Here is a 25374-nt window from a genome sequence, read left to right as displayed (position 1 = left end):
GGTTCAGGCGACGTGATTGTGGTGATCAACCCGTCTACCAGGGGTCTCTCTACGTCAGGCCACCAACCGACGCATTGCGATCATGCTGTGACCAGCGGACTGCCGCCACAGGGATGAAATGGGTTCACTGACCTGCGTTTCGTTCCGGGTGGCCGGATCGACCCGCCGGGAGGTGCCTCCGTCGGCCAGGTGGGGAATCAAGATCGTTATGTGGTGGCGACGACGGCCGTGTCTCCGCGGCAGGCGGACGCGGAGGAGAAGGCGAAGAACGCCTTCGTGCTCCTTCACGGCGCGACGCTCCGCGTCATCCTTTGGCTCTGAGCAGAGCGGGCGGGGTGTCAGACGGTGTCAGGCCCGTTCGGGCGGAATTCTGACAACAGCCGAATAGGCCCAGGTGGGCAGAGGTCCTGACACGGCGGGCCGGATTTGGGGCGGGCCGACCCCTACTGGACAGGGAGAAATCCGGCGACAGTTCGCAGGCCGCCGTTCTGGCGGACACCCCGCCTTCACCGACTCCAACGACACTCCGACCCGCGTAGTTCCACGATCCGCCCCGCAGTCGAACGCTCACGATTGGAGAACCACGTTGAGCAGGTTCAGCCGGACCGCCGTCACCGTGACGGCCACGACAGCACTGGCCGCTTCGTCGATCGTCATCGCCTCTCCCGCCTCGGCGGCGGCTCGCGACGGTGTCTGCAACAGCGGAGAGTTCTGCTACTACTACAACAGCAACAACGAGGGGTCGGTTTCCGACTTCTGGCATCCGGTCGGCAATTACGGGGCCACGCAGCCGTCGTGTTATGAGTTCAAGAGCTCCGGCAGCGGCAAGGGCGTGTGCGTCAAGAACAACGCGGCTTCGGTGTGGAACCGCACCGGCCATGCGGTACGCGTTTTCTACAACAGCAACTTCAACGGCTCGTCCCAGAGCATCGCGTCGGGTGCGAAGGCCAATCTCAATTCGACGCTGAAGAACAACAACGCCTCGCACGCCGAGCTCGGCCACTCCGGGGACGCCGAGGGGACGGCGGTCAACGACTACGACGGTGACGCGCGGGGCTTCGCGCAGAACAACTGCACGGCCTTCGCGGCGTGGCGCATCGCCAGCCGGCTCAGCCGGTACACCTTCAGCAACACCTGGCAGCGAACCTGGGGCGACGCGCAGAACTGGGACAACGCGGCCCGCGCCGTCGGCATCACGGTGAACAACACCCCGAAGGTCGGCGGCATCGTCGTCAACGACGTGCACCACAGCAGTTCCGACGGGATCCTGCACGGCCACGTCGCCTACATCAACGCCGTCCACAGCAACGGGACGTTCGACGTCGAGGAATACAACTGGAACACCCACCTCGGGTACGGGCGCCGGTACAACATGCGCATCAGCAGCGCCGACTCGCAGTTCCAGCACGTCATCCACTTCTGAGCGGGAGAGACCCATGGCGAGGAAATGGATGGTGCTCGCGTCGCTCGCCCCGCTTGCGCTGGGGGCGCTCGTCGTCACCGCGGGGCCGGCTGCCGCGGCCGGGCGGGACGGTACCTGCGACGGCGGTGAGTTCTGCTACTACTTCAACAGCGACAACAAGGGTTCGATCTCGGACTTCACGGGTTCGGTCGACTCGTACGGCACCACGCAGCCGTCGTGTTATGAGTTCAAGGGCGACGGCAGCGGCAAGGGCCAATGCATCAAGAACAACGCGGCCTCGGTGTGGAACCGGTCGAGCGTCGACGTGCGGGTGTACTTCAACAGCAATTACGCCGGGACCTATCAGGTCATCAAGGCGGGGCAGAAGGGCAACCTCAACTCGACGCTGTACAACAACAACGCCTCGCACCAGTTCATCAAGGCGACCAGTTGCCATACGGATGGCTCGAACAGCAAGCTGCCGAGCCACATCCTCGTCTACCGGGTAAGTCTCGGCCGGGTCGACGACGTCAGTTTCAAGACCTACGTGAAGAACGTGCTGCCCAACGAGTGGATCTCCAGCTGGCGGGCCGAGTCGCTCAAGGCCGGCGCCATGGCCGTGAAGAACTTCGGCTGGTACTGGGCGCTGCATTCGACCCGCAAGACGTCCTGGGGCGCCTGCTTCGACGTGTACGACACCACCTCCAGCCAGGTCTACAAGCCCGGCTCGGCGGTCAGTTCGACGAGCAGCGCCGTGGACGCCACGTGGAACGTGCGGATGGCTCGCAGCGGCAACGTCCTGCAGGCCCACTACTGCTCGACCGCCACCGCGTGCGGTGCATGGGTCGACGGTGACTGGATGTCTCAGTGGGGGTCGAAGGACGAGGCCGACGCCGGCTGGGGTTACCAGACGATCCTGCGCCACTGGTACTCCGACATCAGCCTGACCACCATGTAGCGGCCCCCGTCCGGCCGCACCCGGGCCGCCCGCCGTGCCCCTGCATGACGGGCGGCCCGAAGGGCTACCCAGAACCTCGTGGAGCCGGGTACTCTGCGGGCTGCGCGACGCCGCCGTCGCGCCGCTCGTGCGGTAGACGAGGGAGCTGGGCTTGTCGGGTGCAGCTAGGGACCCCCGCAAGGTGCGTGCCGGCGCGATCGCGGACTTCGCCGCGCGGCTGCGGGAATTGCGCGACTCGGTCGGTACTCCCTCGTTCCGCGAGATGGCGGCCTGCTCGCGGGCGATCTCGCATACGACGCTGCACGAGGCGGCGCAGGGGCACCGTTTACCCAGCTGGGCGACGACCGTCGAGTTCATCAAGGCGTGCGACGCCGACCCCGAGGCTTATCGGGACAGCTGGGAGGACGCGAACCGGGTGGTCCGCGAGGCCAGTGCGGGCGCGCGGGAGCAGGCGCGGCTGGACGGCCCCTCCCCGGCCGAGCAGAGCGGGACTCGCGACGAGGAGCCCGCAGCGGCGGACGCGGACGCAGCGGCCGATGACGATCCGGGCGACGAACAGCCGGACGTCGCGAAACACGTGCTGTCGCGCCGCCGGTACGTCGTGCTGGGGACGGTGGTGGCCGGCGCTGCCGCCACACTGATCGGCACCTTCCTGCTGACGGACGCCGAAGGCAACAGCACCTCGCCCGCCGAGCGGCAGGTGTCCTCGGCCGACTGCCCGGTGCGGCAGCCGAACCCGCCGTCCAGCCCGCCCGCGCACCAGGGCGACGGCGCCGCGTTCGTCGCCGACATCACGCTGCCCGACTGCACCCATGTCCCCCGCGGCGGGACGGTCACGAAGGTGTGGCGGTTCAAGAACAGCGGCACCGTCGCCTGGCACGGGTACACGCTGCACCGGATCGACCTGCCGCAGCGCCGTGACCAGTGCCAGACGATCGTGGACGTCCCCATTCCGGACACGCCGCCCGGCGAGGTGGTCGACGTCCGGGCGCAGGTGTCGGCTCCACCCGGGCAGGCGTTCTGTTTCGTGCGCTTCAAGATGCACGACGGCGACGGCGCGGTCGCGTTCCCGGCGAGCCGGCCGGTGAACTTCCAGATCGTCGTCGACTGACCGCGGCCGGTCAGCCGAGGCGGGCGGCGAGGGCCTTCTTGCTGATCTTGCCCACGGGGGTGCGCGGGAAGGCGTCGGCTGTTTCCAGGCGGTCGGGGAACTTGTAGGCGGCCACGCCCCGGGTGCGGAGGAACTCCTTGATGTCGGCGAGGGCGGGGGGCTTCTCCGCGTCCCGGATGATCAGGAACGCGCAGGTCCGCTCCCCCATCATGGGGTCGGGGACGCCGACCACGGCCGCGTCGTGGACGGCCGGGTGCGCCAGCAGGTGGTTCTCCAGTTCCTCGGCGGAGATCTTGTCGCCGCCCCGGTTGATCTGGTCCTTCTCGCGGCCCTCGACCACGAGGTGGCCGGACGGCAGCCGGCGGACGAGGTCGCCGGTGCGGTAGAAGCCGTCCGGGGTGAACGAGCGGGCGTTGTGTTCGGGGGCGCGGTAGTAGCCGCGCAGTGTGTAGGGGCCCCTGGTCAGGAGTTCTCCCACCTCGCCGGGGACGACCTTCTTGCCGTCCTCGTCGACGATCCGGATCTCGTCGGCCGGGGACAGCGGGCGGCCCTGGGTCCGCTCGACCAGGTCGCGGAGGTCGTCCAGGCGGGTGTAGTTGAGGAGGCCCTCGGCCATGCCGAAGACCTGCTGGACCTGGCAGCCGAGGACGTCCGGGACCTCGGCGGCGCGTTCGGCGGCGAACTTGGCGCCGCCCACCTGGAGGAGTTCGAGCGAGGACAGGTCTTCGTCCGACCAGTTCACGGCGTCCAGCCACAGGAGGGCGATCGGGGGGACGACCGCGCAGACGGTGGCGCGTTCGCGTTCGATGAGGGGGAACGCCTCGTCCGGGGAGCCGGAGGGCGCCAGGACGACCGTGCCGCCGGCGGCGAAGACGCCGAGGATTCCGGGGCAGGCCAGGGCGAAGTTGTGGGCGGCCGGCAGGACGACCAGGTAGACGGTGTCGCGGGTGAAGCCGCAGACCTCGGCGCTGGCCTCCAGGTTGTAGACGTAGTCGCGGTGCGTCCGCGGGATCAGCTTCGGGAGGCCCGTCGTCCCCCCGGAGAGGAGGAACACGCCCACGTCGGACGGGACGGGTCCGGGCGCGTCCACCGGGTCGGCGTCGATGGAGGCCAGCGGCGTGAACTCTTCGGCGTCGCCCTCCACGATCACATGGTCGACCGGAAGGGTGCGGGCCATCGCGCGGTAGTCGAAGTCGCCGTCGCGGTCGGCGCAGACGTAGGCGCGGGCCTCGGACAGCTCGCAGAGGTAGCGGATCTCGCTCTCGCGGTGCGCGGGAAGCGCCAGGACGGGGGCCGCGCCGATGCGGACCAAGGCCAGGAACGTGACGATGAAGCCGGTCGTGTTGGGGAGCTGGACGACGACGCGGTCGCCTCGGCCGATCCCCAGCCGGGCGAAACCGGCGGCCGCGCGGGCGGCGCGCGCGTCGAGGCCGGCGTAGGTGAGGCGGTCGCCGCCCGCGACCAGCGCGAGCCGGCCGGGATCGCCTCGCAGGACGCCGCCGAGGAGGCGGTCGCTCCAGTAGCCCTCCGCCTTGTAGCGCGCTTCGAGGTCGGCGGGCCAGGGGGTGAGGCCGTCCACGGTCACCGTCCGGCGAGCTGGGCGGGCGCGCCGGGCACCGGCTCGGACGGGTCGGAGCCGAGCGCCACGATGCGGTTGGCGGCGTCGACGTGGACGACGTGCGGCTCGTGCCGGGAGGCGTCCTGCACCGACGCGTAGGTGATGATGATCACCATGTCGCCGGGCTGGACCTGGCGGGCCGCGGCGCCGTTGATGCCGATGACGCCGCTGCCCGCCTCGCCGGTGATGGCGTAGGTGACGAGCCGGGCGCCGTTGGTGATGTCGACGACGTGGACCTGTTCGCCCTCCACGATGTCGGCCGCCGCCATGAGGTCGGCGTCGATCGTCAGCGAGCCCACGTAGTGCAGGTCCGCCTGCGTGACGGTCGCACGGTGGATCTTTCCGTTCATCAGCAGCCGGTGCACCGGTTCGCCCTCTTTCCCACGATCAACTAAGGCTAGGCTAACCTTAGCCACTCGATCGGCAGAGGAGAACCCCGACGATGCTCCGGCGTCTGGTCATGGACATCGGCCCGCTGCGCGACAGCCGGCCGTTCCGCAACGTGTTCATCGCCCGCACCGTGTCGGTGTTCGGTATCGGGATGCTCGCCGTGGCCCTCCCGGTCCAGGTGTACGACATGACCGGGTCGACCGTGCAGGTGGGCGGGGTCTCCGCCGCCGAGGGGTTCGCGCTGCTCGCCGGTTTCCTGTGGGGCGGTGTCCTGGCCGACCGGAACGACCGGCGGACGCTGATGATCCGCGCGCGGACGGCCGCCGGGCTCGGTTTCGTCCTGCTGGCGCTCAACGCGTTCCTGCCGTCCCCGTCGCTCACCGCCCTCTACGCGCTCGCCGCGTGGGACGGGCTGATGACCGGCATCAGCATCACCGCGCTGCTGGCCGCGACGCCGTCGCTGGTCGCGCCGGACAAGCTCGTGGCGGCGGGCGCGCTCAACGCACTGACCGTCCGGCTCGGGTCGATGGCGTCTCCCGCGCTCGGCGGCCTCGTCGTGTCGGGGTTCGGCGTCGGCTGGAACTACGCCGCCGCGGCGGCCGGGACTCTCTGCACGATCGGGCTGCTGACCGGCCTTCCGCCACTCAGGCCCGTCGGCGACGAGGCACCTCCCAACCCGCTGAAGGCCGTCGGCGACGGGTTCCGCTTCGTCGCGTCCCATCGGGTCGTCGGCTCGCTCATGCTGCTCGGGCTGCTGTTCATGGTCGCGGGCGGCATCCCCGTCCTGATGCCGGCGTTCGCCACCCGCAGCCTGGACGGCGGCGCCACGACGGTCGGGCTGCTGTTCGCGGCGCCGGCGTGCGGCGCGGTCCTCGCGTCGGTGACGAGCGGCTGGGCCGGGACGGTCCGGGCGCCGGGGTTGGCGCTGCTCGCCGCGTCCGTCACGGGCTTCGCCGCGCTCGCCTGCCTGGGCCTCGCGCGCCATCCCGTGCTCGCGGTGTCGATCCTGTTCGCCTACGGCTTCGTGCAGTCGATCGAGGAGATCATGCGGTACGGGCTGATCCAGTCCCACACGCCCGACTCGCATCTCGGACGCGTCAACGCGCTGTGGGCCGCCCAGGAGACCGGCGGCGGCGCGATCGGGTCGCTCGGCGCCGGAGCGCTCGGCCGGTACCTCGCGCCGGGCGCCGCGATCGTCGTCTACGGGACGGTCAGCGCCGTCCTCGCGCTCGCCCTGGCGCTGACCCTCACCGGGCTTCGGACGGCGACGCTGCGCCCGGAGCCCGAGGCGGGCTGATCATCCGAGCCGGGCGGTGAGCTCCTCCTCGGTCATCGCCTCGACCTCCAGCCAGATGCCGGCGACGGCCTCCAGGCGTCCCGGCGCCTCCGCCAGCTCGGTGAAGCGGCGGCAGATCCGCGCGACGGTCCGCTCGGCGAACAGCACCCGGACCGGGAGCGCCGTCGTGTCGAGGGCCTCGCGTAGCCGCGCGAGCACGGTCGTGGCGAGAACGGAATCGCCGCCGAGGGCGAAGAAGTCGGCGTCCGCGCCGACGCGCTCCTCCCCCAGCACCTCGGCGACGATCCGAGCCAGCACCCTCTCCAGGGACGTCTCCGGTTCGACATGGGCGGCGGCCGCCTCGCCGGCCTCCTCGGCGGCCAGCGCGGTGAGCGCCTTGCGGTCGACCTTGCCGTTCGCGGTGAGCGGCAGCTCGCCGACGCGGACCAGCAGCTCCGGCACCATGTGCGGGGGCACCAGGTCTCGGGCGCGGGCGAGCACCGTGTCGCGGTCCAGCTCGGCGGGGGCGGCGACGGCAGCGGCCAGTCGGCCGCCGGCCAGGAGAGCGACCGCGCGCTCCACCGCAGGGTGGTCCTGGAGTGCGGCCTCGACCTCGCCGAGTTCGATCCGGAAGCCGCGGACCTTCACCTGGTGGTCGCGGCGGCCGAGGAACTCCAGGGTCCCGCCGGGCCGGTAGCGGGCAAGGTCGCCCGTCCGGTACCAGCGGGTGCCGTCCCGGACGACGAACCGGTCGGCGGTGCGCCCGGGGTCTGCGACGTAACCGTCCGCGACGCCGGCGCCGCCGATCCACAGCTCGCCCGCCACCCAGTCGGGACGGTCGCGGCCCAGCTCGTCCACGACCCGGCACGCGACCCCTCGCAGCGGTACCCCGTACGGGACGGCGCGCCAGTCGGACGGCACCTCCCCGGCGACCTCCTGCACGGTGGAGTGGATGGCGGTCTCGGTCGTCCCCCCGAGCGCCACGAACCGGCAGCCCGGGGCGCGCTCCTCCAGCAGCCCGGGCAGGTGCGTGCCCACCCAGTCGCCGCCGAGCAGGACCAGCCGCAGGCTCTCCGCCCGGCCCGCGTGCAGCAGCATCTCCAGCACCGACGGGACGCAGTTCAGGACGGTCACCGACCAGCGCCCCACCAGCTCGCTCCATCGCGCGGCGTCTCGGCGCTCGTCCTCGTCCGGGAGGACGACCGCGCCCCCGGCGTACCAGGCCGCGAACAGGTCGAACACCGACAGGTCGAAGTCGAGCGCGGACACCCCGAACGTGGTGTCGCCCGCGCCGATGGCGAACCGCTCGACCAGGTCGCCGATCGTGTTCATCGCCGCGCCGTGCGGCACCTCGACGCCCTTCGGCTCCCCGGTCGAGCCGGAGGTGAACAGCACGTACGCGACCTGATCGGGCCGGACGGCGACCGGCTCCGCCAGCGGCTCGGCATCGAAGGCGAGGCCCGGGGTGAGCAGGGCGGCGACGCCCGCGCTCCTGCGGATCCTCTCCCGCCGGGACTCCGGCTGTTCGCGACCGATCGGCACGTAGGCGGCGCCGGCGGCCAGCACGCCGAGGACGGCGGCGGCCTGCTCGGGTCCCTTGGGAAGCTCGACCGAGACCCGGTCGCCCGGGTGGACGCCGTCGGCGGCGAGCGCGCCGGCGATGCGCAGCGCGCGGTCGGCGAGTTCGCCGTAGGTCATCGTCCCGTCGTCGCCCCAGTGCAGGGCAGGGGCGTCCGGGCGGTTCCGGGCGTGCTCGAAGAAGCCTTCGGTCAAGGTGCGCGGCGGCGGCGCCGGAGTCGCGTTCAGCCGGTCCCGGACGGGCAGCTGGGACGGCGGCGCCGCGATCCCCAGCGGCGCGTTCCAGTCGGCGCCGGGTGCGCCGAGGCGGGTGATCGCGTCGGTGTAGGCGCCGAACATCGCCTCCGCGACGCCGTCCGGGAACGCGGGGCGGCGCACGTCCCAGTTCAGCAGCAGGCCGCCGGACACCTCGGTCACCTGCGCGTCCAGCAGCACCTGCGGGCCCTGCGAGATGATCCACTCCGGTTCGCCGAACGAGTCGCGGACCCGGTCGCCGAACAGCTCGCCGAGGTTCAGCGCGCTGGTGTAGACGATCGGGGCGAGCACCTGCTCGCCGCGCAGCCGCGACAGGTCCCGCAGCACCTCCAGGCCCGAGTAGTCGCTGTGCGCGCCCGCCGTGTGCAGGTTCGCCTGCACCGCGCGGGCCCGGCCGACGAAGGGGAGGTCGGCCGAGACGTCGGCCTCCAGCATGATCGACCCGGTGAAGTCGCCGATGACCGAGTCGACGTCCGGGTGGACGGGCTCGCGGTGGAACATCGGGAGGTTGAGCAGGAACCGCGGCGTCGCCGACCAGGCGCCGACGATCTCGGCGAACACCGCGGCGAGGGCCATCGCGGGGGTGACGCCCTCGGCATGGGCGCGGGCGATGAAGCGGTCCTTGCCGTCCGGCGGCAGCCAGTGGTGCCTGCGCTCGACCCGGTCGCCCGGCTCCGGCACGACGGGCAGCTCGGGCGGGCCGGGAAGGCCGGCCAGCCGGTCGGCCCACCAGCGCCGGTCCGCGGCGCGGGCCTCGGCGCGCGGGTCGTCGGCGAGGTAGCGCGCGTAGCCGTAGCGGATCGGCGCGAGGGTCTCGCCCTCGTACAGGGCGGCGAGGTCGGCCAGCATGACGCGGTAGCTCATGGCGTCCGCGGCGATCATGTCGACGTCCAGGTGGAGGCGCGCGTTGCCGTCCGGGAGCAGGCTGAGCCGAGCGTCGAAGACGCGGCCGTCCTCGATCGGGAGTCGCTGCTCGGACATCTCGGCCCGGACCTTCTCCAGCTCGGCATCGGCTTCGGCCGACGAGCGCAGATCGTGGACGGTCACGGCCGGTCCCGGACGGTCGGGGAGGATCCGCTGCGTCCCGTCGTCCGACACGGCGGCGCGGAGCATCGGATGCCGCGCCACGAGCCCGCGCACCGCCTCCTCGAAGCGGGCGGGGTCGATGGCGCGGCCGTCCAGCTCGACGTAGAGGTGCGCGGCGACCGAGCCGAGCGACTGGCCCGAGTCGCGGCCGATCCAGTACGCGTGCTGCATGAGGGCGAGCGGGAACGGCCCGTCCGGCTCTGTGCCGTTCAAGTCGCCGTCCGGCTCTGTATCGGCCGGATCGAGCGCGGGCGGCCCGCCGGTCGCCTCGACCTGGCCCTTCTCGGCGAGGAGCTCCCACCATCCGGCGAGCGTCGGGCGTTCGGCCAGCTCGGCGAAGCGGATCTCGATGCCGCGGCGCCGGAGCCGGCCGGTCAGCTGCATGAGCCGGATCGAGTCCATCCCCAGCCCGATGAGGTTGTCGTCGGCCCCCGCCTGCTCGCCCAGCACCTCGGCCAGCGCGGTGTGCAGCTCATCCCAGGTCAGCACGGAACTCCTCTCGAATTAGGTAAGGCTAACCTAATTTAGAGGCCGGGCAGCGTCAACGCCGCCGCCCCGTCGCAGCCAGCAGCCACGCCAGGTACACCCCGCCCAGGACCCCGGTGACGACACCCACCGGCACCGCGGTCGGCAGGTGCAGGGAGATCAGATCCGCGGCGGCGAGGAGCGCGGCGCCGGTCAGCGCGGCGGGCAGCAGCTGCGCGCCCGGGCGCCGGGTCAGCCGCCGCGCCAGCTGCGGGGCGGCGAGCGCCACGAACGGGACCGGCCCGGCCGCCGCGGTCGCCGCCGCGACGAGGCCGACCCCGGCGACCGTGAGCAGGGCACGGGTCCGCTGGACGGGCACGCCGAGCGCCTGCGCGGCGTCGTCGCCCAGCTCCCCCATCCCGAGCGAGCGGCCGAGGGCGAGCGCGGCCGGGACGAGCACGGCCAGCGCGAGCGCGAGCGGGACGGCCTGGTCCCAGTCCCGCCCGTTCAGGCTGCCGGTCAGCCAGAACGCCGCCTCGTACGCCTCGCGCAGCTCGGCACGGGTGATCAGATAGGAGTTGAACGCCTCCAGCATCGCCGCCGCCGCGACGCCGATCAGGACGAGGCGGACGCCGTGCACGCCGCCGCCCCGCCGGTAGGCGACGAGGTAGACGGCCAGCGCGGTCAGCACCGCGCCGGCGACGGAGCTGACGGTGATCGCGAGCGCGCCGCCGCCGAACACGAGGATCTGCAGCAGCGCGCCGGTCGCCGAGCCCGTCGTGAAGCCGATCAGGTCGGGGCTGCCGAGCGGGTTGCGGGAGATGCTCTGGAAGATCGCGCCGCTGAGGCCGAGCGCGAGGCCCGCGAGCAGCCCGGTGACGGCGCGCGGCAGCCGCAGCCTGGTGACGATGAACTCGGTGGCCCGGTCGCCCTGCCCGAGCAGGACGCGCACCACGTCCGGCGGCGAGATCGGGAACTCCCCCGAACCGACGACGAGGACGGCGGCGCAGGCCGCGAGGAGCGCCAGCGCCCCGCACACCACCGCCGTCCGCGGTTCCCACCGCAGCGACAGCCCGCCCGCCCGGATGGCTCTCACAGGTCGCGCATCCTTCCCCGCCGCACCATCACCGCGAACAGCGGCGCCCCGAGGAACGCGGTGACGATGCCGGTCTCCAGCTCGCCGGGCGCGACGACGCGGCCGATGATGTCGGCGCCCAGCAGGAGCACCGGGGCGAGCAGCAGCGAGTAGGGCAGGACGAGCCGCTGGTCGGGGCCGACCGCCGTCCGGACGATGAACGGGACGGCCAGCCCGAGGAACGTGATGGGCCCGGCCGCCGCCGTCGCGGACCCGCACAGCAGGACCACCGCGAGCGCTCCGAGCGCCCGCGTCCGCCCGGGGGCCGATCCGAGGGCGCGGCCGGCGTCGTCGCCGAGGCCGAGCGCGTTCAGCGGACGGGCCAGCAGCAGCGCCAGGACCGCGCCCGCCGCGACGAACGGCAGGACGCGCAGGAAGACCGAGGTGTCCCGGCCGCCGAGCGAGCCGACCTGCCAGAACCGGAAGCCGCCGAAGTTGTGCGGGGTGAACAGCATGACGCCGGCCGTCATCGCGCTGAAGACGGCGTTGACGGCGGCCCCCGCGAGGACCAGCCGCGCGGGTGACGCGCCGCCGCGCCCCCGGGCGCCGATGAGGTAGACGAGTACGGCCGCGCCCGCCGCGCCGGCGAACGCGGCCCAGACGTAGACGAGCACCTCGTCCACGCGGAACGCACCGATGACCAGCACGACCGCGAGGGCCGCGCCGCCGTTCACGCCGAGCATGCCGGGTTCGGCGAGCGGGTTGCGGGTGAGGGCCTGCATGACCGCGCCGGCCAGGCCGAGCGCGATGCCGACGGCGATGCCGAGGAGGGTGCGCGGCAGCCGCAGCTCGTGGACGATCAGTTCCGCCCGCGACGCGTCGTCCGGCGCGAACACGCCCGGCAGCACGCTGCCGAACGGGACGTGCCCGGCGCCGATCGCGAGGCTCGCCGCGACCGTGAGCAGGAGAACCGCGGCGAGGAGCGCCAGCCGGAATGCGTGCCCGCCGCGCGACGGCGCCGCCCGCTCCGCGGTCTTCGCCGGGTGTCTTCGCGCGGGGGACAGCACCGGCTAAGGCTAGCCTAAGCTAACTCGCCCCTCAACAGTCCTGAGTCCGCCGCACCCTTCGACAATACGCATGTATGGTATACATTCATATTGCAAGCCATACGGACGTATTGGAGTGATGGTCAATGGCGACGACCGGCCGGGCGGCGGACCCGGCACCGGAGGACCTGACGGCGCGCGCCCGGATCAGGGACGCGGCGCTGCTGCAGTTCGCCGACCACGGCATGAAGGGCGCGACGTTCCGCGGGATCGCCGAGGCCGCCGGCGTGTCGGTGGGGCTCGTCCAGCACCACTTCGGCTCGAAGGAGGCGCTGCGGGACGCGTGCGACGCCTACGCGCTCGACACGGTCCGCGCGCTCAGCTCCAAGGGCGCGGGCGGCGACATCGGCGACCCGGGGTTCCTCGCCTCGGCGGAGCGGCTCAGCCTGCCGGTCCGCCGCTACCTCGCCCGCGCGCTCGTCGACGGCTCCGCGGCGGCGGCGCGGATGTTCGACGACCTGGTCGTCACGACCGAGGAGTACATCGCGGACCCGCCACAGGGGGTCAACCGGCCGGAGACCCGCGACGCGCAGGCCTACGCCGCCGTCATGGTCGCGATGACCACCGGCGTCGAGGTGCTGCACGAGCACCTGTCCCGGGTGCTGCGCACCGACACCTACTCGGCCGCGGGATCGCAGCGGCTGCGCCGCGCCTTCCTGGAGATCTTCGACGACCGGCTGCTGAGCCGGGAGATGGTCGCGCGCGCCCACGCCGCGATGGACGAGTACGAGGCCAGCCTCGCCAAGGGAGAAGACGATGAATGACGTGGTCCAGGCGTCCGGCCTGGTCAAGACGTTCGGCCGGACGCGGGCGCTCGACGGCCTCGACCTGCGCGTGGCGCCGGGCGAGGTGCACGGGTTCCTCGGCCCGAACGGCGCCGGGAAGTCGACGACCATCCGCGTCCTGCTGGGACTGATGCGCGCCGACGCCGGCACCGCGAGCCTGCTCGGCGGCGACCCGTGGCGCGACGCCACCGCCCTGCACCGCCGCATCGCCTACGTGCCGGGCGACGTCACGCTGTGGCCCAACCTGTCCGGCGGGGAGGTCATCGACCTGCTCGGGCGCCTGCGGGGCGGCCTCGACCAGACCCGCCGGGACGAGCTGCTCGGCCGGTTCGAGCTCGACCCGAAGAAGAAGGGGCGCGCCTACTCCAAGGGCAACCGGCAGAAGGTCGCCCTCGTCGCGGCGTTCGCGTCCGACGCGGAGCTGCTCATCCTGGACGAGCCCACCTCCGGCCTCGACCCGCTCATGGAGGAGGTCTTCCAGGAGTGCGTGCAGGAGGAGAAGCGCGGCGGGCGCACCGTCCTGCTGTCGAGCCACATCCTCAGCGAGGTCGAGGCGCTCTGCGACCGCGTCACGATCATCCGCAAGGGCCGGACGGTCGAGACGGGCACGCTGAACGACCTGCGGCATCTGACCCGCACGTCCATCCACGCCGAGCTCGCCGGCCCGGCCGACGGCGTCCCGCTGCCCGGGGCGCACGACGTCCACATAGACGGCAACGCCATCGCGTTCGAGGTCGACACCCCCGAGCTGGACGCCGCGCTCAAGCAGCTCACGCAGATCGGCGTCCGCACGCTGACGAGCCGGCCCCCGACGCTCGAAGAGCTGTTCCTGCGCCACTACGAGGACGCCCTCGCCGAGGAGGCGGTGTCATGACCGCCACGACACTGAACCCGCCGGCGCGCGCCGCCGGACGCGAGAGCGGCCTGGCGGGCGCGGGCATGCTGCTGAAGATCTGGCTGCGCCGCGACCGCGTCATGATGCCGTCCTGGATCTACGGGCTGACCGCGCTGGTCTCCAGCACCGTCTACAGCCTCAAGCACGAGTACGACTCCCCGGCGGCGCTCGCGAGCTTCGCGCGCGGCATCAACGACAACCCGGCGACGCGGGCGCTCTACGGGCCCGTCCTGAACGACCAGACGGTCGGCGGGCTCAGCGCCTGGCGCGTCGGCTCGACGGGCAGCGCGATGGTCGCCGTCATGTGCGTCCTCCTGGTCGTCCGGCACACCCGCGCCGAGGAGGAGACCGGTCGTCTCGAACTCGTCGGGGCCGCGTCCGTCGGACGCCGCGCGCCGCTGACCGCCGCGCTGCTGACCGCCGTCACGGCCGCCGGCTCCCTGGGCGCCGTCGCCGCGCTCGTCATGATCTTCTTCGGGCTGCCGGTGGCCGGGTCGGTCGCGTTCGGGCTGTCCTGGTTCGGGGTCGGCCTGGTGTTCGCCGGGGTCGCGGCGCTCACCGCCCAGCTCGCCGACACCTCCCGTCTCGCCAACGGCCTGGCGCTCGGCGTCCTGGCCACGGCGTACATGGTGCGCGCCATGGCCGACGCGGGCTCGGCGCACTGGCTGTCGTGGCTGTCGCCGATCGGCTGGGCGCAGCGCGTGCGGCCGTGCGCGGACGAGCAGTGGGCCGTCCTCCTGCTCCCGCTCGCCGCGTTCGTGCTGCTGGTCGCCGCCGCCTACGCGCTGACGGAGCGCCGCGACCTCGGCGCGGGGATCCTGGCGGCGTCCCTCGGCCCGGCGCACGCCGCGCCGTCCCTGCGCGGCCCGCTCGCACTCTCGTGGCGGCTGCAGCGGGGCACGGTCCTCGGCTGGTCGGCGGGGTTCCTGCTGTACGGGCTGGCGATCGGCGGTGTCGCCGACGGCGTCGGCGACCTCGTCAACGGCAGCGACGCCGTCATGGACGACATCCGCAAGATGGGCGGCCAGCAGGACATCTCGGACGCGTTCCTCGCCACCGCCATGGGCCTCATGGCGCTGTTCACCGCCGCCTTCGCGGTGCAGAGCGTCCTGCGGCTGCGCGCCGAGGAGAGCGCCGGACGCCTCGAACCCGTCCTCGCGACCGCCGTCGGCCGCACCCGCTGGGCCGTCGCCAACCTGGCCGTGACCGTCGCGGGCACGATCGCGCTGCTCACCGCCACCGGCCTGGCGATAGGCCTGGTCCACGGAGCCCGGACCGGCGACCTGGGCGGGCAGCTCCCCCGCCAGCTCGGCGCGGCCCTCGCCCAGCTCCCGTCGGTATGGGTCATCGCGGCCGCGACCATGCTGCTGTTCGGCCTGCTCCCCCGCGCGACGTCCGCGGGCTGGGGCGTCCTGACCGTCTGCCTGCTCCTCGGCCAGGTGGGGCCGCTCCTCGACCTCCCGCAGGCCGTCATGGACATCTCCCCGTTCACCCACACGCCCAAGCTCCCCGGCGGCGACGCCGCCCCGCTCCCCCTCATCGCCCTCACGGCCGTCGCCGCGGTCATTGCGGCGGCCGGACTGGCCGCCTTCCGCCGCCGCGACATCGCCTGAGCCGTCAGGTGACCGGGTGGTCGGGGTGGGCGAGGAGCCAGGCCCAGATCTCGGACGGGTCCTCGGCGGTGTGCTGGGCGCCGCAGTGGCAGATGCCGGTGAGGCGGTCCGAGCCCGGGGACCACTCGACGCGGAGGCGTCCGGCGCTCATCGGGCCGTCTGCCGCCGCAGGATGCGGCGGGCGGCCAGGCCGCCGGTGTCGATGTTGATGGACAGCTCCTGGTAGCCCTCCGGCTCGGACGCGATGACCTTCTCCAGGACGTTCAGCGCCTCCACGTCCTGGAGGACGACCGTGCGGTTGTTGTCGGCCAGGAACGCCGAGACGTTCTCGTCGGCCGGGGCGAAGTCGCGGGCGACGAGCCAGAAGTCGTGCGTGGTCGTCTCGGTCTCGGGGGTGATGGCGTAGCCGACCTCGACGTGGAACGCCTTCGAGTCGTCGCCGTCCGGGCCCGGCTCCACTCCGGTGAGCGCGATGCGGCTGTGCAGGAGGTAGAGGCACGGCGGGTGGTACTCGATGTCCTGCCAGCGGTCGATGCGGCCGTCGATGCCGGTGGACTCGGCGTAGAAGGGCGGGCACTCCACGTCCTTCATGCGGCGGCTCACGTAGACGATGCCGGCCTCCTCGTCGACCTCCGTGTTGATGGGGGTCTGCGCCACCTCGGGCGTCCCGATGAACCCGGCGTGCAGGTACGTCTCGTGGGACAGGTCCAGGAGGTTGTCGACGAGCAGCTCGTAGCGTGCGGCGAGCGGCTCCATCCCGCGGACGGTCGTGTAGTCGGGCGAGCCGAACCACGCGGCGCGCGGTATCGCGGAGGCGTCGCCCTCGCCGTCGCCGATCCACACCCAGACGAACGAGTCCTGCTCGACGACCTGGAACGCGGGGACGCGGGCGGTGCGCGGTATGCGGGTCTGGCCGGGCACCGCGACGCACGCCCCGTCGGGCGCGTAGGTGAAGCCGTGGTAGCCGCAGACGATCCGGTCGCCGTCACGGTTGCTCTCGGAGAGGGGGAATCGGCGGTGCACGCAGCGGTCGGTGAGCGCGACCGCCTCGCCCGTCCTCGTCCGGTACATGACGAGGGGCCGGCCGCAGATCGTCCGGGCGAGCAGGCCGTCGCCGACCTCCTGGCTGTAGGCGGCCACGTACCACTGGTTGCGCGCGAAGACCATGACGGCGCTCCTCCCTGACGGACGGGGTTCCCGACGACCCTCTCCGCGGGACGGGGAGGCGGGCCACACCGCTTCCGTCCAACGGAAGGAACGCCCGTCAGCGGTTGTGGAGCGCGGTCTCCGGGGACCGCAGTGCGCGGGGTGCGCCGAGCGCCCGGGAGATGCCGCGCGCGCTGGCCCGGACGACGGGGACGAGCGCCCGCGCCTCCCAGCCCGGGGTGGGGACGACGATCGCGACGGCGGCGACGACGGTGTCGTCCGGGCCGTAGACGGGCGCGCCGACCGACAGCGCGAACGTCTCGACCTGCCCGTCGCTGATCGCGACGCCGGTGCGGCGCACCTCGGCGAGGACGCGGCGCAGCTCGGGGCCGGTGGCGATCGTCCTGCCGGTGAAGCGGCGCAGCGGCCCGGTGATGGCGCGCTCCTGCAGGTCCGTGTCGGCGTGCGCGAGCAGGGCGAGGCCCACGCCGGTCGCGTGCGCGGGCCACCGGCCGCCGACGCGGGAGAACACGTGGACGGCGGCGCGGGCGGAGATCCGCTCGATGTAGACGACCTCCAGCCCGTCCAGGACGGCGAGGTGGACGTTCTCGTGCGTCGCCTCGTACAGGTCCTCCAGGAACGGCATCGCCGCCTCCCGCAGCGCGGGGCCGCGGGGCGCGAGCGCGGCGACCTCCCAGAGGCGCAGGCCGACGCGGTACCCGCCGCCGGCGTCGCGTTCGAGCGCGCCCCAGCAGGCCAGCTCGCCGACGAGCCGGTGCGCGGTGGACAGCGGCAGGCCCGCTCGGCGGCTGATCTGGGTGATGGTGAGGGCGGTGCGCTCGGCGGAGAACGCCTCCAGGATGTCCAGGACGCGGCTGGTCACCGTCGGGCGTCCCGCGTCGCGCGCCGTCATGGTCCGCCGTACTCCTCCCGCAGCCGCCCCTTGAGGATCTTGCCGGCGGCGTTGCGCGGGATCTCCGCGGCGAGCACGGCCGACTTGGGGATCTTGTAGCGGGCCAGTCTGCCGGACAGCGACGCCAGCACCTTCTCCGGGCTCGCGTCCGCGCCGGGGCGCGGCACGAGGACCGCGCGGCCGACCTCGCCCCAGGTCTCGTCCGGGACGCCGATCACCGCGCACTCCAGGACGTCGGGGTCGGCGAGGATCGCGTTCTCGACCTCGGCCGGGTACACGTTCTCGCCGCCGGAGATGATCACGTCCTTCATGCGGTCGACGATGAAGGCGTAGCCGTCCTCGTCGAGGCGGGCCGCGTCGCCGCTGCGGAACCAGCCGTCGCTGAACACGGCGGCGGTGTCGCCGGGCCGTCCCCAGTAGCCGTCCATGACGTGCGGGCCCTGGACGACGATCTCCCCGGTCTCACCGGGCGCCGCGTCCGCCATCCCGGGACCGACGACGCGGACGTCGCTGAAGAAGTGCGGCACACCGGCCGACCCGGCCTTCGACACGGCGTGGTCGGCGTCCAGGAAGAGCGCGCCGGGGGCGGCCTCGGTCATCCCGTACCCCTGCAGGAAGGTCAGCCCCCGCTTCTGGTAGGTCTCGATGAGGGACGGCGGCACCGGGGCGCCGCCGCAGGTCAGGATGCGCAGCGAGGACAGGTCGGCGTCCGCCCAGCCCGGCTCCCTGGCGACCCGCTGGAACATCGTCGGGACGCCGAACATGAACGTGATCCGGTGCTCCTCGATCGTCCCCAGCGTCGCGGCCGGGTCGAACGCGGCGACGAGCACGCACGTCCCGCCCTTGAGCAGCACCGGCAGCGTGAGCATGTTGAGCCCGGCGGTGTGGAACAGCGGCGCGGAGACCAGGGCCACCTCCCCCGCCACCAGGTCGTGGTCGATCAGGACGTTGACCGCGTTCCAGGTGATGTTGCCGTGGGTGAGCGTCGCGCCCTTGGGCCGCCCGGTCGTGCCGGACGTGTACATGATCATGCAGGGGTCGTCGAGGGCGACCGGGAGGTCGAGCGGGTCGCCGCCCGCCCCGGCGAGCAGGTCCTCGTAGCCGCCTCCGACCGCGAGGTGCTCCCGGACGGGCGTGCCGCCGCGGATGCCGTCCACCAGCTCGGCGTGCGACGGCCCGTACACGAGCACCGAGGCGCCCGAGTCGGCCAGCTGGTAGGCGATCTCCGGTCCGGTGAGCCGCGTGTTGAGCGGGACGAACACGCCGCCCAGCATCCCGGTCGCGAACAGCGTCTCCAGGAACGACGGATGGTTGGGGCCGAGGTAGGCGACCCGGTCGCCCTGCCGGACGCCGAGGGCGCGCAGCCCGCGGGCGAGCCGCGCGACGCGGCCCAGCAGGTCGGCGTAGGTGAGCGTCCGGCCCTCGTGGACGAGGGCGGCCAGCCGCGGGGTCTTGCGGGCGCGGCGCGCCGGCCACGACCCGAGTCCTTCGTTCCGCATGCGCGTCAGCCCTCCATCGGTTTCGAGGCCGTGCGGCGATCCCACCACGCGGTGGCCGACGGCACGAGCCCCCTCGGCAGGAACAGCACCACAACGACGAGCAGCAGCCCGTAGACGGCGTAGGACAGGACGGTCGGCGCGGACGCGGGCATCCCCTCCCGCGTGCCGATGTCGTTGAGCAGCTGGAGCAGCAGGGTGATGGCGGTGGCGCCGGCGAGCGCGCCCCAGATCGTCCCGGCGCCGCCGACGACGACCATCACGACGTACTCGAACGACAGCAGGACGGGGAACGAGCCGGGCGCGACGTAGCCGATGTAGAACGCGTAGATGCCGCCCGCCAGCCCGGCGAACCCCGCCGACAGGCTGAACACCGCCTGCTTGTAGACGGCGACCGGCACGCCCGACGACGCGGCGGCGACCTCGCTGGTGGCAAGCGCCCGCAGCCCGCGTCCGGGACGGGACGTCACGATGTGCCGGGTGACCAGCACGACCAGCCCGAGGGCGCCGAGCGCGAGGTAGGCGTAGGAGATCTCCTCGGCGAACTCGTACCCGGCGACCTGGAGGCGCGGGACGCCCTGCAGGCCGATGTCGCCGCCGGTCCATTCCAGCCGTCCGACGAGGCTCAGCAGGATCAGCTGGATGGCGAGGGTCGCGAACGCGAGCTGGTGCCCGCGCAGCCGCAGCAGCGGGACGCCGACGAGCGCGGCGCACGCCGCCGCGACGACGGGCGCCAGCAGCAGGCCGAGCCAGGTCGGCAGGCCGTGCGTCGCGGTCAGCGCCGCCGTGTAGCCGCCGATCATGGTGAAGGACGCCTGGCCGAGCGAGACCTGCCCCGCGAACCCCATGAGCATCGACAGCCCGACGACCACGATCGCCGCGAGCAGGAGCAGCACGTACACCGACACCTGCGTGGCGGGCAGCAGCACCGGGACGAGCAGCGCCACGACGGCGACGGCCGCCGCGCCCAGGGTCGCGGGGGCGGGCCGCCGCCGGCGCGCGGGCCCGGCGTGCGCACCGGAGGAGCGCGGGGAGTTGCGGACGGACACGCTCATCGGGCGGCCTCCTCCTGCAGCGCGGTCCTGCGCGAGGCCCGCACCATCATGATCGCCAGCATCAGCGCCAGCGCGACGACGGTCTGGTAGGACGCCTCGCCGTACCCCGCGACCAGGGACTCCGCGACGCCGAGCGTGAGCGCGCCGGCGAGCGCGACGGCCGGGCGGTTCAGCCCGCCGAGCACGGCCGCGGCGAACCCGTTGGTGATCAGCAGGACGTCGCTGTTGTAGGAGATCGGCTGCAGCGGGGTCAGCAGGACCCCGGCGAGGCCGCCGAGCGCCCCGCCGAGCGCGAACGCGACCAGGCCCATCCGCAGCGGGTCGATGCCCATGGTCCGCGCCGCGTACGGGTTGGACGCGCACGCGCTGAGCGCCTTGCCGGCGTAGCTGCGTCCGAAGAACACCGCGAGCAGCGCGAACACGACGGCCGTGACCCCGATGACGAGGAACGACTGCTTCTGGACGTGCGCGCCGAAGACGGTCACCGCGCCGCCCAGCCCGGGATACGAACGCGGGTTGTCGCCCCAGATCATGATCTCGGCCGCGTAGGCGAGGAACCCGAGGCCGAGCGTGACGATGAGCGCGGACTGCGGGGACGTGCCGCGCCGCCCGGTCGCGACGACGCCGACCGCGAGCCCTGCGCCGCCCGCGACGGCGACCGCCGCGGCCTCGGCGGCGCCGGGCGGCAGCCCGGCCGACAGCAGCGAGCCCGCGGTCATCCCGCCGACGACGGCGAACATGCCCTGCGCGAAGTTCACCACCCGCGTCACCCGGTGGATCGTGACGAGGCCGCTCGCCAGCAGCGCGAAGCCGCAGCCGACGGCGATCCCGGAGACCAGGTACTGCAGGAGGGCGCTCACGTCGCCGCCTCCGTTCCGGCGCCGCCCCGCCCGCCGAGGTAGGCGTCCGCCACGTCGGGGCCGGCGGCCAGCTCGGCCGCGCCGCCCTCGGCGCGGATGCGGCCCGCCTCCAGCACGTAGCCGCGCCCGCACAGGTCGAGCGCGAGCCGGGCGTTCTGCTCGATCAGCAGGACGGCGAGGCCGCGCTCGGCGTTCAGCGCGCGCAGGTGGCCGGCCAGGCCGGCGGTGACGAGCGGCGCGAGGCCGAGCGACAGCTCGTCCACCACGATGGCGTCGGGCTCGGCCATCAGCGCGCGGCCGAACGCGACCATCTGCTGCTCCCCGCCCGACAGCGACCCGGCCCGCCGCCGGCGCAGGCCGGCCAGCTGCGGCAGGACCTCGTACACGCGCCCGGTGTCGCGGGCGCCCTTCGCGCGGCGGCGGCGCCAGGCGCCGAGGGCGAGGTTGTCCTCGACGGTCAGGTCGTCGAACATCTGCCGCCCTTCGGGGACGAGCGCGACCCGGCCGTGCAGGTCCACCCGTCCCGCCGCCGGGCGCAGCACGCCGGCGATCGCGTTCACCAGCGAGGTCTTCCCGGCCCCGTTCGGCCCGATCAGCGCGACCAGCTCCCCCGCCCCGACGGTCAGCCCGACCCGGTCGAGCGCGGTCGCCGTCCCGTACCGGACGACGAGGCCGTCGACCTCGATGACGGCCTCCCGCGCCCCCCGGTTCGCTTCGCTCATGCCGCCTCCTCCCCCAGGTAGGCGGCGATGACGGCGGGGTCGTCGCGGATCTGCTCCGGGGTGCCCTCGGCGATGAGGCGGCCGAGGTCCAGCACGCTGACCCGGTCGGCGAGGCGCGCGACGAACGCGACGTCGTGCTCGACGAGCATCATCGTCAGCCCTTCCGCGCGCAGCCCCTCGACGAGCTGCGCGAGGGCCTCGCGCTCGCCCGCCCGCAGCCCGGACGCGGGCTCGTCCAGCAGCAGCAGGCGGGGACGCGCGCACAGGGCGCGCGCCACCTGGAGCGACCGCTGCTGGCCGAGCGGCAGGACGTCCGCCGACCGGTGCGCCCAGTCGCGCAGGCCGACCCGGTCGAGCGCGGCGAGCGCGTCCGCCCGGATCTCGGCCTCCTCCCGGCGGTGCGCCGGAAGCCGCAGCGTCGCGGACAGGAAGCCGTGCCGCGTCCGGGCGTGCGCGCCGACCATGACGTTCTCCAGCGCGGTCATGCCGTGGAAGAGGCGGGCGCCCTGGAAGACGATCGCGATGCCGAGCCGGGCCCGCGCGTGCGGGGGCAGCCGGTCGATCCGCCGCGTCCCGTACCGCAGGGTCCCGTGGTCGGGGGCGAGGTGGCCGCTGATCAGGTTGAACAGGGTGGACTTGCCCGCGCCGTTGGGGCCGATCACGGCGCGGGTCTCGCCCTCGGCGACCGCCATCGCGACGTCGCGGACGGCGTACACGCCGCCGAACGCGCGCCCGACGGAGCCGACCTCCAGCAGCGTGGTCATCCGGCGGCCTTCGCGGTCTCGGCGAGCTGCTTGACCGACCACTCGGTGGGGACGAGCTTGCCGCCCTTCACCTGGTTCATGGAGATGTCGGTGGGCCGCAGGCCGGAGTGGTCCGTCTTGGAGTAGGTGTACCTGCCGCAGGGGGTGACCAGGGTGAGACTCTCCAGGGCGTCCCGGATCTTCTCCTGGTCGGTGCCGCCCTTCTCGATCGCGGCGGCGAGCAGCTTGACGCCCGCGTAGCCGTCCATCGCGAACTGCGGCGGCTCGTAGCCGTACTTCTGCTTGAACGGCCCGGACATCTCCTGGACGGCCTGCTTGAGCTTTCCGTCCGGCAGGTACTCGCCGACGACGCCGATGGCGGACTGGACGTACACGCCCTCCGCCGCCTTCCCGACGGGGTCGAGCCAGAGCTTGCTGGCCTGCGAGCCGGTCATGTAGAGCGGCAGCTTCAGCCCGGACGACGGGTACTGCTTGGCGAGCGTCACGCCGGGGGCGCCGCTGGCCCAGGCGACGAGGGCCTGCGCGCCGGAGTCCCGGACGTGCGTGAACAGCGGGCTGAAGTCGGACGCCGTCGTCTCGTAGGTCTCCGCCTTGACGATCTGCACGCCGAACTGGCCCGCGTACTTCTGCATGCCCGCGAAGCCCGCCTTCGCGTAGGCGCTCTTGGTGTCGTAGGCGACCGCGACCTTGGTGATGTCGTGCGCCTGGAAGTACCCGAGCATCGCCCGCGCGTAGGTGGAGGAGATCGCCGGGACCACGAACGTGTACTTGCGGATCGGGTCGACCTGCTCGTCGGCCGGCGAGAGCGAGATGTAGGGGATCTTCTCCCGCTCGGCGAGCGGCTCCACCGCCAGGCCGACGTTGGAGAACGTCGACCCGAGGATCGCGGTGACCTTCTCCGACTTCAGCTTGTTGAAGTGCAGCACGCCCTGGTCGGGGGCCGTCTTGTCGTCGAGGGTGATCAGCTTGATCTTGCGGCCGCCGATGCCGCCCGCGGTGTTGATCTGGTCGACGGCCAGCTCCACGGTCTTCTTCGCCTCGCCGCCGAGCGGCGCGTAGTTGCCGCTCAGCGACTCGATGAAGCCGATCTTGAGGGTGGAGCCGCCCGCTCCGCCGGACTCGCCGCACGCGGCGGTGAGCCCGGTGGCGGCCAGCACCGAGGCGGCCAGCAGGGGGACGAGGTTGCGCACTGGGGACCTCCCGGGGTGGGCGTGCCCCGAAATTAGGCGTATTCTTCACGGCAGTCAATGATTTGCCCAACATCATCGTGACGGCGGCCGGGGCGCCCCCGCGCCGTCGTTACGCTGGCGGGATGACGGGAGCCGAACGGGTGAGTGCACAGAGCGATGCCGGGCCGAAGCCGTCCGGCGAGCCGTCGCCGCGGCTCCGGCCGCAGTCGCTGATGCTGACTTACCTCGGCAACTACGTCCTCGGGCGCGGCATCGCGGTGTTCTCCGGCAGCTTCATCGACACGTTCGCCCGGCTCGGCGTCGGCGAGCACGCCGTCCGGTCGACGCTCACGCGCATGGTCGGCCGGGGCCTGCTGGAACGGCACCGCGAGGGCAGGCGCATGCACTTCGGGCTCACCGCGCGGTCCGAGGGCATCCTGCACGACGGCGAGGACCGCGTGTGGCGGCGCGGCGTGCTCAACACCGACTGGGACGGCAACTGGACCGTGCTGGCGTTCTCGATGCCGGAGTCGTGGCAGCGCGTCCGGCACGACCTGCGGGCCCGGCTCACCTGGGCCGGGTTCGGGTCGCTCGGCAACGGCACGTGGATCGCGCCGTCCCGGGTGGACGTCCGGCCGATCGTCGCCGGGCTCAACCTCAACGGGCACCTGAAGGTGTTCGCCGGCCCCGCCGAGGAGCCGACGAACGTCCCGAACATGCTGCGCGAGGCGTTCGACCTGGACGGCCTCGCCGGCGGCTACCGGGCGTTCCTCGACCGCTGGGACCGGCCCGGCCCGCTCCCCCACGCCCCCGACGACCTCGCCCGCTACCTGTGGATGACCACCGAGTGGCTGCAGCTCGTCCGCGACGACCCGCGGCTGCCCGTCGAGCACCTGCCCGAGGGCTGGCCCGCCGTCCGCGGGCAGCAGGTCCTGCTGGAGCTGCGCGACCGGTACGAGGCACCCGCCCGGTCCCTGGCGGACGCGGCCGTCGAGTACATCCGGGTGAGCTGACCCCGCCCGCGCAGTGCGCCGCATGACCTGCCCTTTCGCGGGTACTCGGGTGCCTGTGACAACGGGAGGTGATCGGCATGCCGCACGGAGCCGGCGAACCGGCGGACACGACTCCCCCCGACCCGCTGCGGATCCGCAGCGGCACCCGCGGGCCCTGCCTGGTCGTGGCGGCGGAGGGGGAGCTCACCATCCTCACGGCCGACCTGCTGCGCGAGCACGTCCTCGCCGACATGCGCGCCCTCACCGGGCCGCCGCTGGTGGTCCTGGACGTCGGCGAGGTGAGCTTCTGCGACTCCTCGGGGCTGAACGCGCTGATCGTCCTCTGGAAGGCCGCGCACCGGGCGGACGGCGAACTCGTCCTCGCGCGCCCCGAGCGCCGCTTCCGCACGATCATCGAGCGCAGCGGCCTGGACCGGCATCTCATCGCCCATCCGTCCGCCGACGAGGCCGTCGAGGCGCTGACGCGGCGCTAGCCGGCCGCCGGGCATTGCCATCCGCGTCCATACGGTGATACGAAATTCGTATTATCGTCTCACTCGGACGAGGTCCTCCCATGCACCGCCTCGACACCCCCACCGCCGCGCCCGCCCGCCCCGCCGGGGCCATTCCCGGACCGTCCCCGC

General features: G+C 73.0%; 23 protein-coding genes. 9 read left to right on the top strand and 14 right to left on the bottom strand.

Features of this window, described 5'->3' with window-relative positions; translation table 11 throughout:
• Positions 1–586: 586 nt before the first annotated feature.
• The 3 genes from E1293_RS23825 to E1293_RS23815 all read left to right on the top strand — a co-directional run bounded on the left by E1293_RS23825 (position 587) and on the right by E1293_RS23815 (position 3471).
• Positions 587–1423, top strand: a complete 837-nt coding sequence (locus E1293_RS23825; RefSeq protein WP_132199672.1) for a CHAP domain-containing protein — start codon at positions 587–589, stop codon at positions 1421–1423.
• Positions 1424–1436: 13 nt separating this feature from the next.
• Positions 1437–2360, top strand: a complete 924-nt coding sequence (locus E1293_RS23820) for a peptidase inhibitor family I36 protein (RefSeq protein ID WP_132199671.1) — start codon at positions 1437–1439, stop codon at positions 2358–2360.
• 151 nt (positions 2361–2511) lie between these two features.
• Positions 2512–3471, top strand: coding sequence for an NBR1-Ig-like domain-containing protein (locus E1293_RS23815; protein WP_132199670.1), 960 nt, complete (start codon positions 2512–2514; stop codon positions 3469–3471).
• A 10-nt stretch (positions 3472–3481) separates the two neighbouring features.
• Here the strand turns inward: E1293_RS23815 and E1293_RS23810 are convergent, their stop codons facing one another.
• Both E1293_RS23810 and panD read right to left on the bottom strand, forming a co-directional pair.
• On the bottom strand, positions 3482–5050 hold the full coding sequence (locus tag E1293_RS23810) for a (2,3-dihydroxybenzoyl)adenylate synthase (RefSeq protein ID WP_132199674.1): 1569 nt from the start codon (positions 5048–5050) through the stop codon (positions 3482–3484).
• Between the two features lie 2 nt (positions 5051–5052).
• Positions 5053–5454 (bottom strand): aspartate 1-decarboxylase, encoded by a 402-nt coding sequence (gene panD, locus E1293_RS23805; RefSeq protein WP_132199669.1) that lies wholly within the window; start codon positions 5452–5454, stop codon positions 5053–5055.
• A gap of 77 nt (positions 5455–5531) precedes the next feature.
• On the opposite strand from panD, the gene entS reads away from it, so the two are divergent.
• Complete coding sequence (gene entS, locus E1293_RS23800) at positions 5532–6776, top strand: enterobactin transporter EntS (RefSeq protein WP_132199668.1); 1245 nt, start codon at positions 5532–5534, stop codon at positions 6774–6776.
• Here the strand turns inward: entS and E1293_RS23795 are convergent, their stop codons facing one another.
• The 3 genes from E1293_RS23795 to E1293_RS23785 are packed head-to-tail and all read right to left on the bottom strand — an operon-like array spanning position 6777 to position 12281.
• Complete coding sequence (locus E1293_RS23795) at positions 6777–10163, bottom strand: non-ribosomal peptide synthetase (protein ID WP_132199667.1); 3387 nt, start codon at positions 10161–10163, stop codon at positions 6777–6779. It lies immediately after the preceding gene.
• Positions 10164–10215: 52 nt separating this feature from the next.
• On the bottom strand, positions 10216–11235 hold the full coding sequence (locus tag E1293_RS23790) for a FecCD family ABC transporter permease (RefSeq protein WP_132199666.1): 1020 nt from the start codon (positions 11233–11235) through the stop codon (positions 10216–10218).
• Complete coding sequence (locus E1293_RS23785; protein WP_132199665.1) at positions 11232–12281, bottom strand: FecCD family ABC transporter permease; 1050 nt, start codon at positions 12279–12281, stop codon at positions 11232–11234. The genes E1293_RS23790 and E1293_RS23785 overlap by 4 nt, the downstream gene beginning before the upstream one ends.
• Before the next feature lie 125 nt (positions 12282–12406).
• Between E1293_RS23785 and E1293_RS23780 the strand changes: the two genes are divergently transcribed.
• The 3 genes from E1293_RS23780 to E1293_RS23770 are packed head-to-tail and all read left to right on the top strand — an operon-like array spanning position 12407 to position 15613.
• A complete protein-coding gene (locus E1293_RS23780; RefSeq protein WP_243716456.1) occupies positions 12407–13084 on the top strand; it encodes a TetR/AcrR family transcriptional regulator in 678 nt (225 codons plus the stop codon).
• A complete protein-coding gene (locus tag E1293_RS23775; RefSeq protein WP_132199664.1) occupies positions 13077–13979 on the top strand; it encodes an ABC transporter ATP-binding protein in 903 nt (300 codons plus the stop codon). Before E1293_RS23780 ends, E1293_RS23775 begins: the two co-directional genes overlap by 8 nt.
• The gene (locus tag E1293_RS23770) at positions 13976–15613 is read left to right on the top strand and encodes an ABC transporter permease (RefSeq protein WP_132199663.1); all 1638 of its coding nucleotides are present in this window, start codon (positions 13976–13978) and stop codon (positions 15611–15613) included. Before E1293_RS23775 ends, E1293_RS23770 begins: the two co-directional genes overlap by 4 nt.
• A 4-nt stretch (positions 15614–15617) precedes the next feature.
• On the opposite strand, the gene E1293_RS47630 is transcribed toward E1293_RS23770, so the two are convergent.
• The 9 genes from E1293_RS47630 to E1293_RS23730 all read right to left on the bottom strand — a co-directional run bounded on the left by E1293_RS47630 (position 15618) and on the right by E1293_RS23730 (position 23759).
• Entirely contained in the window at positions 15618–15764 is a 147-nt protein-coding gene (locus E1293_RS47630) for a hypothetical protein (RefSeq protein ID WP_165978368.1), read from the bottom strand.
• Entirely contained in the window at positions 15761–16780 is a 1020-nt protein-coding gene (locus E1293_RS23765) for an aromatic ring-hydroxylating oxygenase subunit alpha (protein WP_132199662.1), read from the bottom strand. Before E1293_RS23765 ends, E1293_RS47630 begins: the two co-directional genes overlap by 4 nt.
• A 97-nt stretch (positions 16781–16877) precedes the next feature.
• Positions 16878–17672 (bottom strand): IclR family transcriptional regulator, encoded by a 795-nt coding sequence (locus E1293_RS23760; RefSeq protein WP_132199661.1) that lies wholly within the window; start codon positions 17670–17672, stop codon positions 16878–16880.
• Positions 17669–19171 (bottom strand): acyl-CoA synthetase, encoded by a 1503-nt coding sequence (locus tag E1293_RS23755; RefSeq protein ID WP_132199660.1) that lies wholly within the window; start codon positions 19169–19171, stop codon positions 17669–17671. Before E1293_RS23755 ends, E1293_RS23760 begins: the two co-directional genes overlap by 4 nt.
• A 5-nt stretch (positions 19172–19176) precedes the next feature.
• A complete protein-coding gene (locus E1293_RS23750; RefSeq protein ID WP_132199659.1) occupies positions 19177–20223 on the bottom strand; it encodes a branched-chain amino acid ABC transporter permease in 1047 nt (348 codons plus the stop codon).
• A complete protein-coding gene (locus E1293_RS23745; RefSeq protein WP_132199658.1) occupies positions 20220–21083 on the bottom strand; it encodes a branched-chain amino acid ABC transporter permease in 864 nt (287 codons plus the stop codon). Before E1293_RS23745 ends, E1293_RS23750 begins: the two co-directional genes overlap by 4 nt.
• A complete protein-coding gene (locus tag E1293_RS23740) occupies positions 21080–21805 on the bottom strand; it encodes an ABC transporter ATP-binding protein (protein ID WP_132199657.1) in 726 nt (241 codons plus the stop codon). The genes E1293_RS23745 and E1293_RS23740 overlap by 4 nt, the downstream gene beginning before the upstream one ends.
• Positions 21802–22569, bottom strand: coding sequence for an ABC transporter ATP-binding protein (locus E1293_RS23735; protein ID WP_132199656.1), 768 nt, complete (start codon positions 22567–22569; stop codon positions 21802–21804). The genes E1293_RS23740 and E1293_RS23735 overlap by 4 nt, the downstream gene beginning before the upstream one ends.
• A complete protein-coding gene (locus tag E1293_RS23730; RefSeq protein ID WP_132199655.1) occupies positions 22566–23759 on the bottom strand; it encodes an ABC transporter substrate-binding protein in 1194 nt (397 codons plus the stop codon). Before E1293_RS23730 ends, E1293_RS23735 begins: the two co-directional genes overlap by 4 nt.
• 122 nt (positions 23760–23881) lie before the next feature.
• Between E1293_RS23730 and E1293_RS23725 the strand changes: the two genes are divergently transcribed.
• Both E1293_RS23725 and E1293_RS23720 read left to right on the top strand, forming a co-directional pair.
• Entirely contained in the window at positions 23882–24751 is an 870-nt protein-coding gene (locus E1293_RS23725) for a PaaX family transcriptional regulator (RefSeq protein WP_132199654.1), read from the top strand.
• Between the two features lie 77 nt (positions 24752–24828).
• Positions 24829–25224, top strand: a complete 396-nt coding sequence (locus E1293_RS23720) for an STAS domain-containing protein (protein WP_132199653.1) — start codon at positions 24829–24831, stop codon at positions 25222–25224.
• Positions 25225–25374 lie beyond the last annotated feature (150 nt).

The organism is Actinomadura darangshiensis, assembly GCF_004349235.1.
GTDB lineage: Bacteria > Actinomycetota > Actinomycetes > Streptosporangiales > Streptosporangiaceae > Spirillospora > Spirillospora darangshiensis.
Note: the sequence above shows the minus strand (reverse complement) of the source record. Positions and strands in the feature narration are given on the sequence as shown.